The following is a 10,648-nucleotide window of genomic DNA, read 5'->3' on the forward strand; positions in this document are numbered from 1 at the left end:
AATTCACTACCGATGACCGGGCTGCGATCCCCGTATCGCGTCAACAGGGTCCCTGTGCGCTTTCAGTATCCGGGGGCGCGATTGTACGCATTTCGATCACGGAGTACACGACCCGTCTTTGCCGCTCTCTGCCAGCAGGGATTCGACACAGGGCCAAACGTGTTCCAACAGTGCCGGCTGGGCCTTGGCGGTAGGGTGGATACCATCGGACTGCATGGCACCCTCCCGCAGGGCCACAGTCTCCAGAAAGAAGGGTACCAACGCCACCTGCTCGGCTTTTGCCACTCTGGGGTAGACGGCGGCAAATGCATTGGTATAGGCGCGGCCGTAGTTGGGGGGGATCCGCATCCCCAATAACAATACCTCGGTGCCGGCGTCCTTCGCCAGTTTCACCATGGCCTGCAGATTGCGCTGCAGGGTCTGCGGTGGGTAGCCCCGCAGGCCGTCGTTGCCACCCAATTCCACAATCAGCCAGCGCGGGCTGTGCGCCTGCATCAGGCGCGGCAGGCGGGTCAAACCACCGGAGGTGGTCTCGCCGCTGATGCTGGCATTGACCACCCTGACGGGCCTGCCGCGCTCCTGCAGGCGCTCCTGCAGCAGCTGCACCCAGCCCCGCGCCTCATCGATACCATAGGCCGCACTGATACTGTCACCCAATACCAGCAGGGTCTCCGAACTGTTCGCGCGGGTAATCCCCGCAGGGACAGACAGCAGCAATATCAAGCCGAATTGAGCCAGCAACCGCAAAAAAAAGGCTGTCGTCATGTCATACTCTCCAAAAACGTGTCAATCCGCAAAGGCAACACAGTATGTCCGCCATTCTCACGGCTGAAAACCTGTATCACAGAGTTCCCACCAGCGAAGGGCCACTGACCCTATTAAACAATATCTCCCTGCAGCTGGCGCGCGGGGAAAGCCTCGCGGTGACGGGTGCCTCGGGCTCCGGCAAATCCACCCTGCTCGGTCTGCTGGCGGGGCTGGACAAGCCCAGTGAAGGCAGAATCTGGCTGGCGGGTGAAGAGATCACCGCGATGGACGAGGAGCGGCGCGCGGCCCTGCGCGCCCGCTGTGTGGGCTTTGTGTTTCAGACTTTCCAGCTGCTTCCCGGCCTCACGGCTCTGGAAAATGTCATGCTGCCCAGTGAATTGCGCGGGGAACGCGGCGCTGCCAAGCGCGCGCAGGAATTTCTGGCACGAGTCGGCCTTGAGCACCGGCTGCGCCACTACCCCCGCCAGCTTTCGGGCGGTGAGCAGCAGCGCGTTGCCATCGCGCGCGCTTTCGCCAGCTTCATCGCCGACGATGCCATTCTGTTTGCCGATGAGCCCACCGGCAGCCTTGACGCGGGCAATGGTGCCAGGATCATCGATCTGCTGTTCAAGCTCAACGCCGAATCCAGTACCACACTGGTACTGATCACCCATGAACGACGACTGGCCGAGCGCTGTGTCGGGCACCTGTATATGGCCGCCGGGTGTGCAGAGCAGAGCGCATCGGTATCTGATGAAAGCAATTTGCCGGAGGAATCCGCCTGATGCTGCCACTGCGACTCCTCTTCAGGGACTGGCGCGGTGGCGAGCTGGCCCTGATCGCCAGTGCCCTGGTACTGGCGGTGACCTCTGTAACCGCCATCGCCCACTTCACCGACCGCCTGACCCGCGCTATGGAACAGCAGTCCCTCAGCTTCCTGGCCGCGGAGCGGGTTCTGCGCAGCAGCCAGCCGGTCGACCCGGCCTGGCTCGGTGAGGCGAAAGCGCGGGGACTGGCGCAGGGGCAGACCATCCAGTTTGCCTCGATGATTTCTGCCAACGACCAGTTCCAGTTTGTCTCGGTAAAGGCCGCGGACGGGGGCTATCCCCTGGTGGGCCACCTGGAGATGCGCAGGGCCCAGGACGCCCCGAGTGAGACTGCCCAACAGGGCCCGCCTCCGGGGGAGACATGGGTAGAGCCCCGCCTGTTGCCCCTGTTGGGGATCACCCTGGGGAACGCCATCGACCTGGGGGACACGCAGCTCAAAGTGACGGGGCTGTTGGAGCGGGAACCGGACCGGGGCACCAGCCTGTTTGATATGGGTGCGCGGCTGCTGGTGCATGTCAATGACCTGCCGGCCTCCGGTGTTATCCAGCCCGGCAGCCGGGTGCGCTATCGCTACCTGTTTGCCGGTGACGACCGGGTGCTGGAGCAGTATTTTGACTGGCTGAAACCACAACTGAGCGAGCACCAACGGGTTCTGGATCTGCGCGAGGGTCAGCCGCGCGTGGCCTCGGCCCTGAACCGTGCCGAGCGCTTCCTGTTTCTCGCAGCCAGCCTCGCCGTACTGCTGGCCAGTGTTGCCGTGGGCCTGGCCGCACGCCGCTACGGTTTGCGCCACGCTGCCTATGTGGCGGTTATGAAAAGTCTCGGTGCCGGACGCAACAAAGTCCTCACCATCTACCTGGGACAGCTGGCCGCCCTCACTCTGATCGCCACTGCCATAGGCCTGGCCCTGGGCAGCGTTATCCAGGCCCAGGTGGTCAACCTGATGGCCGGCTTCTTCCCGGTGCTGCCGCCGCCCAGTCACTGGAGTCCGCTGCTGGTGGGGCTGGCCACCGGTTTCGCCTGCGCCCTCGGTTTTGCCCTGCCGCCCCTGTTCCGCCTGGCGCGCACCGATCCCATGCAGACACTGCGCAAGGATTGGAGCAACCCCGATCAGCGGGAGTGGCTGGGACTGATCCTCGGCCCAAGTGCCATGCTGCTGTTGATCTGGTGGCTGTCGGGCAGCCTGGCCATGACCCTGGCACTGCTCGCCGGCATGGGGCTGCTGGTAGGCGGCAGCGCCCTGGTGAACCAGTTGCTGGTGCATGGCAAGCTCGCCGCCCTCGGTGGTGCCTGGCGCATCGCCCTGGGCAGCCTGCAGCGCCGCGCCGCCTTCAACACCCTGCTGATCGCCGCCTTTGGCACCGGCCTGCTGGCGATGCTGGCCCTGATCTTTGCCCGCACCGCGCTGATCGACGAATGGCGCATGCAACTGCCAGAGAAGGCACCAAATCACTTCCTGCTGAATATCACCCCCACCGATGTAGGGGGGCTGCAGCAGATGCTGGAAAAGGCGGGCGTCAGCAGCAGCGAATTTTACCCGATGGTGCGCGGCCGCCTGACCGCCATCAACGACACCCCCACAAGGGACCTCAAGGACCGCCCCAACGGTGTGCGGCGGGAACTCAACCTGAGCTGGACCGAAAACCTGGCGCCGGACAACCGAATCCTCGAAGGCGAGTGGTGGGACAAGACCCGAAAGGGTGTCTCGGTAGAAGTGGAGCTGGCCGCGCAGCTCAATCTGGCCCTCGGCGACCGCCTGCGCTTTTCCATCGGCGGATTGGAGGTGGAGGCCCCGGTGGCCAGCTTCCGCTCTCTGGATTGGAACAGTATGCGCCCGAACTTCTATATGCTGTTCGCGCCGGGCACACTGGAGGGTTTCCCCGCCACCTATATCACCAGCTTTTACCTGCCCCCACAAGACAAGCTGCTGGTCAACGACCTGGTGCGCAGCTACCCCAGTGTCAGCGTGATAGAGCTGGACAAGATTATCCTGCGGATCCGCGACACCATCGGCCAGGTGTCTTTCGCCATCGAATCGGTGATGGCGTTGATGCTGGTCGCTGGGGTGCTGGTACTGGTTGCCGGAGTGCGCGCCAGTATCGCCGAGCGTTTGCAGGAGGCGGCAATTATCCGCACACTGGGTGGGCGCAGGCGCCTGCTGGTGAAAAGCCTGGTGCTGGAGTTCGGCCTGCTCGGCTGTGCCGCCGGCCTGCTCGCCGCCATCGGCGCCGAGGCAACCCTGTTGGTGCTGTCGCACAGGGTTTTCGAGCTGCCCCTGGTGCTACATCCCACTCTGTGGTTGCTGGGTCCGCTGGCTGGCGCCGTATTGGTGGGCACCGCCGGCACCCTGGCCTGTTACAGTTCGGTGCGCCAGCCACCGCTGAAAGTGCTGCGGGAACTGGCCTGACCGCGTTAGAGTGGCCCGGCTGCTGGCCGTACTAAAGAGATAGAGCTGTTTATGGATCTGGAATTCGACCGCAACCATATCTGGCACCCCTACGCCTCTCTGCTCAACCCACCACCGGTGTACCCGGTGGTGCGCGCTGAAGGGGTTCGAATCTTCCTGGAGGATGGCCGCGACCTGATCGATGGCATGTCGTCCTGGTGGAGTGCCCTGCATGGCTACAATGTGCCCGAGCTGAATCATGCCTTGCGCGCGCAGATGGAGCAAATGTCCCATGTGATGTTTGGCGGCCTCACCCACCAACCCGCCATTGCACTGTGCAAGAAACTGGTGGAAATCACCCCACCGGGACTCAACCGGGTATTTCTCGCCGATTCCGGCTCGGTCTCTGTGGAAGTGGCGATCAAGATGGCGCTGCAGTTTTGGCACGCCCAAGGCAAGCCGAACAAGAACAAACTGCTGGCCCTGCGCAACGGCTATCACGGCGATACCTTTGGGGCCATGGCAACCTGTGATCCTGTCACCGGCATGCACCATCTGTTTGCCGGACAACTGAGCCAGCACCTGTTCGCCCCCGCCCCCCGGACCCCATTCGGCCAGCCCTGCTCCGATGAAGACATCGGCGAGTTGGAGAAACTGGTTGTACAGAACCACAATATACTGGCCGCGGTGATCCTGGAGCCCATTGTGCAGGGTACCGGCGGTATGCGTTTTTACTCGGCGGACTACCTGCGCCGGGTAAAAGCACTCTGCGATGCATACGATCTGCTGCTCATCGCCGATGAAATCGCCACCGGCTTCGGTCGCAGCGGTCAACTGTTCGCCTGCGATCATGCCGCTATCAGCCCGGATATTCTCACCCTGGGCAAGGCCCTCACCGGTGGCACCCTGACCCTGGCCGCCGCCCTGTGTAGCGACCGTATTGCCGAAGGTATCTGTCACGGTGAAGCCGGGGTTTTTATGCACGGCCCCACCTTTATGGGCAACCCCCTGGCCTGCGCCGTGGCCAATGCCAGTATCGACCTATTGCTCAGCAGCCCCTGGCAGCAAAAGGTTGAAAGCATCGAGACCCAACTCAAAGCGCAGCTGGCACCGCTCGAAAAGGCAGAGGGCGTCGCGGACGTGCGCGCGCTCGGTGCCATCGGTGTGGTGGAAATGCGCGAGCCGGTGAATATGGCCAGGGTACAGGAGGCGTTGATCGAGCGCGGTGTCTGGCTACGCCCCTTTGGCAAGCTGGTCTATACCATGCCGCCGTATACTATTGCCGAAGCCGATCTTACCCAGCTGACTGCGTCGATGGTGGCAGTGCTCGGCGAAATGGCCTGATAGAAAAAATATGCCCGAGAAACCCTGTGCAACCCATACTCTCCGCAAACGACCTGGAATGCCGCTATGGTGACCGGGTCGTGATCGAATCCGTTTCCCTATCCCTGCAACCAGGGCAGATCGCCTGTTTATTAGGGCCGAGTGGATGTGGCAAAACCACGCTTCTACAGGCAATTGCCGGCTTCCAGCCGCTTGTCAGCGGATCTATTACCCTGGCGGGAAAAACAATCTCCTCTGCAGGCGCCATTACGCCCCCGGAGAAACGCAATATCGGCATGGTATTTCAGGATTACGCGCTGTTTCCGCATTTAAATCTTGCCGACAATGTGGCTTTCGGCATCCAGTCTCTCGGCGGGCAGGAGCGCCGGGCGCGCGTGGCGGAATTGCTGCAGCTGGTGCACCTGCAAGGATATGCCAAACAGTTTCCCCACCAGCTTTCCGGTGGGCAGCAACAGCGCGTTGCCCTGGCCCGCGCACTGGCACCGCGGCCGCGCCTGTTGCTGATGGATGAGCCCTTCTCCAACCTGGATACCGAACTGCGCCGCAGCCTCGCCGCGGAAGTGCGGCATATTTTGCGCGCACAGGGTACGCCGGCAATGATCGTGACCCACGACCGCAGTGAAGCATTTATTGCCGGCGATACCCTCGGGGTATTAAGCGGTGGACAACTGCAGCAGTGGGATACACCCGAGCAGCTTTACCGCCATCCGGCCAATACTACCGTGGCGCGCATCGTCAGCGATGGCACCCTGTTCGAGGGCAGGGTTATCCACACAGGGCTCGCAGAAACCCAGCTGGGCAGGCTTAAACTACCGCAAGAGGGTTTTACCGCTGGAGAACAAATACAGGTTTTTGTGCGCAGCGAAAATATCATACCAGGCGATCACCCGGATGCCGTCCTCGCCCATATTGTTGAGAAAAGCTTCCTCGGGGACCAGGCCATGTACCGGTTTCGCCTGCCCGGTGGAAACAGTTTCAGCACATCCCTAAAGGCTGCCCATCATTTCTCAGCAGACAGTACGGTTCCACTGCGCCTGTCCCAGCCCCTGATTTTTACCGCCCACAGCCAGGGCTGATCGCTATGCAAAAATTTGCAGGCAGGATACCTGACAAGTGGATGCTCACTCACAGGTAATAACTTCCTCAGGCAAAATGAATCGTGCCTCCACATCGGCAGAGCGTAATGAAAAAAGGCTGTCAGCGCCAACCACCGTGGCTACCGTGTCGGCGCGGACAATTAATGGTTCACCATTGCAGTCAGAATAGTAGGCAAACACCGGATCATCATTCAAGAAGAAATTTTGAAACCCTGCACTATTCAAGTTGGAATTATAGTTGGGGCCCTAGCTCCCAGAAAAACAGTATTCTCTATGAAAGTTGATAAAAGAGCCCTGCGCAGAAACAATCGTACCCCGCCAGTCTATATCTACAGTCCCTACTGAAAATCCGAGCTCCACACTGAGTGGCAATGCAATATTACAGTCTGACAATGCGACCAGGTTTGCCTCATTTGTAATGGCCCTATAGTTGCTGAATAAAAGAACAATATTCTCATTGTCATCGGTTGCGGTGACTGTCCCCGCCGGACAGCCTGGTAATCCCCCCCATTTTTACCCGCAACCAAAAGTAGAGGTTAAGCCACCATCAGCGGTGGTTTACCGCCATTTGCTTTGTGTGGCCGTCGGTGATTGTAAGTAAGCGATCAAGGTCAGGGTGATGGCGGGGTGTTTGGTGTTGACTGCTGAATAGGTGTCTTAAAGACGAAGCCCCGGCAGGTTGCCCTGCCGGGGCTTCGTTTAAGGGAATGTTAAAAATAGATCCGTCCCTTTTTCTAATATATGGGTGTCCTTTTTTATTTTAGATCTTTAAAAAGTAGTGCAAGGCTTCATCAAACTGAGAAAGCTCGACATTCAAGTCTTTTATCATGTAGTCGTCCATCCAAGCCGGGCTGTATGTCGTCTCGAACGACAACCCGACATCATCAACTTTTGCATCGATAAACTTGCAGGTCGCATGCAAGCCACTTTTCGTTGACTTGGTATAGGACTCGCTAACAATTCCATTTTTGAGCTTTAAAAAGTTCAACTCTAGATCAACGTCAACCTTAAACCGTCTTTCAATAAGCTTCCCATCTTTAAATTTGGCGACAAAGGCCTGATCGCCTTTTACAGCGACAAAGAGCCCGTCAAAATATCCATAGTCAGCCATACCTAGCCGGACAAGAATATAGGCATCAGCATCCCTATATTCACCAAGCAAATCTTTAAATGCCTGCTGGAGATCATTAGAAGGCAAGTTCTTCCATTGCTGCTTGCACTCATCAAACACGCTATTTATTTCAGAACCTGCGTAACTTCCCTCACAGGCGCTAAGGCAAAATAACAAAAGCAAAAATGCAATCCAGCTAGCATTACTTCTGTTACGCATAATCAACACCAGTATTATTTGGGGGAAATTGCCATAGGGTAATAATCCCTTTACCAGGTTCTTCTAATTTTGTTCATTGATCTAACCGCATCAATTTCCCACTGCTTATTCGTTCCGTACATTTTTGAGGAAGATCGATACATATTCACCGTTCCCTCACCTACTTCGACAGTATGAATAACCTCGTGGATCATCACTTCTCCCAGAGGCATATTTACCTTTTGGGAAACACCACCGGATGTTCCATGTACCCAGAGGTTATTTGCCTGCCTCATATTCACCAAAACAACACTGGGCGAATCTTCTTCAAAAAAGCCTCGACCACTTGGCACTGGAACGACCTCAGTTTCTCCATAGGAACCGCGCTCATAAAATGGACGGCTCTGGGAATGATACCGGTCATCGTCCGATGACAGAGGACGATAAAACCACTCATCGATGACACCAAGTGCATTTTCCGATGACTTGAGCATATCTCCGGCATTGTAGAGCTCGCTCCCTGTGGCAGACCCCCGATTCCTCGTCAAGTAGGTGCCATCAGGTAAATCCGGGAGTCGATTGGAAAACCGACAATACCGCGCTGCTTCCGGGCACCCAACCGTAAACACAAACTCCGAAAGACCATTCCCGAAGGCATCTACAACCGCTGAATCATAGGCAGATCCGATATAGTCTGTTTCGACTCTTTCAGCTTTAAAACTACCATCTGCCTGTTTACTAATAAATACAGCGCACATGGTAGGAAAGTGCTCACATCAAAACATCGCCTAATCAAACAACAAAGTCCCGAATTGATAGAAATAAAACAGATATTTTTCCCCGCCCGTTCCTGAGAATAACAGCTCAAGAACTACAGTTTTCAGCCGGATTGAATCACTTCTGGAGATATGCTGTTGATTTTGAATTCAACTCATGTAGAATACCTGATCTTTTAATTTATATAATGTTAATCATACAAAAGTTCATTTTCTATCTGGCTAATTTTTAGGTGTAATGGTATGTTTTTACGTAGATATTTGTATACAATTATTTCTCTTCTCTGTCTTTCATTTACGCCTATAGAGGTACTTGCAAATTGCACCCAAACAGGAAATGAACTCGATAGGCTCGTTGGTGTTGACTCAAGCACTGGTAATATCTATGCCAATATCTCTTCTTCAGAGAATCAATGTGGATGTACAGAGGCTCGCTTTCGAGAAGGGACTATTGACACTGACAAAGCCTTGTCAATATTAATGACAGCAAAACTATCTAAAAGTACTGTAAGAGTTGATTTTTTAGAGGCCAGCAACTGTGATTCCGCTAGCAGAGTTTACCTTGAATAATACGAAGCTTAAATAGTTTGACCCTCTAACGGAGAACCCCCCTCATAAGAGATTGACTATACTGGACATGTATAATCGATACAAAGTAGCACTCCTTATGGGATCGCTATTGCTTTCAAACTGACGCAGTTTGAATTTGGCCGTTTTTAATTTTAAAAATAAACAAAAGTTTATATTATGAAGAAAATCATCTTTCTTGTCTTTGTTGCTTTTTTTCACTCGCAAACTCTTGCCGTAGGTATTGCAGACTCATTCGATATTGACTACGTTCGTATTGATCACAATGGAAAAGGTTTTATCAGATTTAAACGCGATATAATTCATGAGCCTCCAACATGCGCTGGCGTCGACTATAAAAATGCAATGTCTTTCGACACCAATAAAGACCCAGGTAGAGCGATTTATTCTATGGCTCTAACGGCTCAAGCTTCAGGCAAAAAAGTATATGCTGTTGGCCGCGGTTTGTGTGAAACGTACAGCCAAATAGAAAGCTGGAACTATGGATACATTGTTGACCCGTGAGTGTTTTATAGAGAACCCCTGAGTTTACACTGTACACTCATGTTAGGACTAGATTGATTTTCTTTTGAATCACATCCAGTCTTAGCAGCTTTACCTTGCGCGGAATATCCTCAACCATAATACGCTCGCGCTGCTTACGCAATGTGCTCAAACGACGGCCGGCCTGATTCAGTGGACTGCGTTGGGCCAGCTTGTTGCGGTGTTCGGTAACGAACTCTGCGCTTTCTCGTCTCCTCAGACTGGCCGCCAGTTTATTCACTTCTTTCAGACGCTCATGGCGGTGTTTCGCGATAACACCCAGGCGCAAAAAATGTTAAATTGCTGAAGTCCACTGGGATTTTTAGCGGGCAGGCGCGTGTCGCTTATACTAAAAATCTAGCTCTTCGACTCTAAAAAGTAACGCTAAGCCCCAAAATACACGCGAGTTATCAAAGGCTGATGCCCATAAAGACCGCATGCATCGCCATTATAATCAATTCTAATCCGCTTATCAGACATGTAAGCAGCTAACATAAATGAATACATTGCCCGCCCCAGCTCAGTCTCTAAATTTATTGACATTGAAGACCCTCTACCGCAAGGATGTCCGAGAGCCTCAAAATCTACTCCAGAATCCTTGAGGTTAACAGTCGCAAATTTATGAGACTCCACAACTCCAAACAAGTTAATCTTTCCACGCAGTATGTTCTCAGAATGGGCATCAAAGGTTATTATCAGTAAAAAAAAGCAATATATAAATTTCATTTTCACTTCACTTGATTAAGCAGCGCTAAAGCTGGATAAAAAACGCTCAAACATCTCAGAAAACTTTATGCCTTCAACTTCAAAAGAAACTTTTTAGTATGGATTTGGATATCATTGAAAATGAAGTCCAAAAACTTAAATGATTTAAGCACCAAAAATTAATCTGCCTCTATATATTTCGAGTTATTGTCAATTTTGGTGTTCAAAAAGCCAGATTAAGCAGCGCTCTGGTCGGCTGTTGACACCTCCTCTCCATCTTTGAACTTCACTCCGGTGATGACCTTGGCCAGGCAGTCAAAGCCCCGGAGTTTTCTCCACTTTCCCT

Annotated in this window: 10 protein-coding genes and 1 pseudogene; 5 read left to right on the plus strand and 6 right to left on the minus strand. The window is 54.4% G+C overall.

Going from position 1 to position 10,648, the window contains the following annotated elements:
* Window positions 1-96 precede the first annotated feature (96 nt).
* Complete coding sequence (locus ACL7TT_RS09660) at window positions 97-765, minus strand: arylesterase (protein WP_299947276.1); 669 nt, start codon at window positions 763-765, stop codon at window positions 97-99.
* A 44-nt stretch (window positions 766-809) separates the two neighbouring features.
* Here ACL7TT_RS09660 and ACL7TT_RS09665 point away from each other — a divergent pair, with 44 nt between their 5' ends.
* The 4 genes from ACL7TT_RS09665 to ACL7TT_RS09680 are packed head-to-tail and all read left to right on the plus strand — an operon-like array spanning window position 810 to window position 6,381.
* Window positions 810-1,532 (plus strand): ABC transporter ATP-binding protein, encoded by a 723-nt coding sequence (locus tag ACL7TT_RS09665; RefSeq protein ID WP_413395010.1) that lies wholly within the window; start codon window positions 810-812, stop codon window positions 1,530-1,532.
* Complete coding sequence (locus tag ACL7TT_RS09670) at window positions 1,532-3,982, plus strand: ABC transporter permease (RefSeq protein WP_413395012.1); 2,451 nt, start codon at window positions 1,532-1,534, stop codon at window positions 3,980-3,982. The genes ACL7TT_RS09665 and ACL7TT_RS09670 overlap by 1 nt, the downstream gene beginning before the upstream one ends.
* Before the next feature lie 51 nt (window positions 3,983-4,033).
* Window positions 4,034-5,305, plus strand: a complete 1,272-nt coding sequence (bioA, locus tag ACL7TT_RS09675; protein WP_413395013.1) for an adenosylmethionine--8-amino-7-oxononanoate transaminase — start codon at window positions 4,034-4,036, stop codon at window positions 5,303-5,305.
* Between the two features lie 26 nt (window positions 5,306-5,331).
* Window positions 5,332-6,381 carry an ABC transporter ATP-binding protein gene (locus ACL7TT_RS09680; protein ID WP_413395015.1) on the plus strand — a complete coding sequence of 350 codons (1,050 nt, stop codon included), beginning with the start codon at window positions 5,332-5,334 and terminating at the stop codon, window positions 6,379-6,381.
* A 267-nt stretch (window positions 6,382-6,648) separates the two neighbouring features.
* Here ACL7TT_RS09680 and ACL7TT_RS09685 read toward each other — a convergent pair.
* From ACL7TT_RS09685 to ACL7TT_RS09695, 3 genes and pseudogenes are all read right to left on the minus strand, one after another.
* Window positions 6,649-6,885: pseudogene (locus ACL7TT_RS09685) on the minus strand (DUF4360 domain-containing protein); the annotation flags it as partial.
* Between the two features lie 277 nt (window positions 6,886-7,162).
* Window positions 7,163-7,732 (minus strand): hypothetical protein, encoded by a 570-nt coding sequence (locus ACL7TT_RS09690; protein ID WP_413395016.1) that lies wholly within the window; start codon window positions 7,730-7,732, stop codon window positions 7,163-7,165.
* Window positions 7,733-7,782: 50 nt separating this feature from the next.
* The gene (locus ACL7TT_RS09695; protein WP_413395017.1) at window positions 7,783-8,469 is read right to left on the minus strand and encodes a hypothetical protein; all 687 of its coding nucleotides are present in this window, start codon (window positions 8,467-8,469) and stop codon (window positions 7,783-7,785) included.
* Between the two features lie 765 nt (window positions 8,470-9,234).
* On the opposite strand from ACL7TT_RS09695, the gene ACL7TT_RS09700 reads away from it, so the two are divergent.
* Window positions 9,235-9,579: a hypothetical protein gene (locus ACL7TT_RS09700; RefSeq protein WP_413395018.1), complete on the plus strand. Its 345-nt coding sequence runs from the start codon at window positions 9,235-9,237 to the stop codon at window positions 9,577-9,579.
* A 37-nt stretch (window positions 9,580-9,616) separates the two neighbouring features.
* Here ACL7TT_RS09700 and ACL7TT_RS09705 read toward each other — a convergent pair whose 3' ends face one another.
* Complete coding sequence (locus tag ACL7TT_RS09705; protein WP_413395019.1) at window positions 9,617-9,886, minus strand: hypothetical protein; 270 nt, start codon at window positions 9,884-9,886, stop codon at window positions 9,617-9,619.
* A 95-nt stretch (window positions 9,887-9,981) separates the two neighbouring features.
* Complete coding sequence (locus ACL7TT_RS09710; protein ID WP_413395020.1) at window positions 9,982-10,323, minus strand: hypothetical protein; 342 nt, start codon at window positions 10,321-10,323, stop codon at window positions 9,982-9,984.
* Between the last annotated feature and the right edge of the window lie 325 nt (window positions 10,324-10,648).

The organism is Microbulbifer jejuensis (assembly GCF_047289955.1).
GTDB lineage: Bacteria > Pseudomonadota > Gammaproteobacteria > Pseudomonadales > Cellvibrionaceae > Microbulbifer.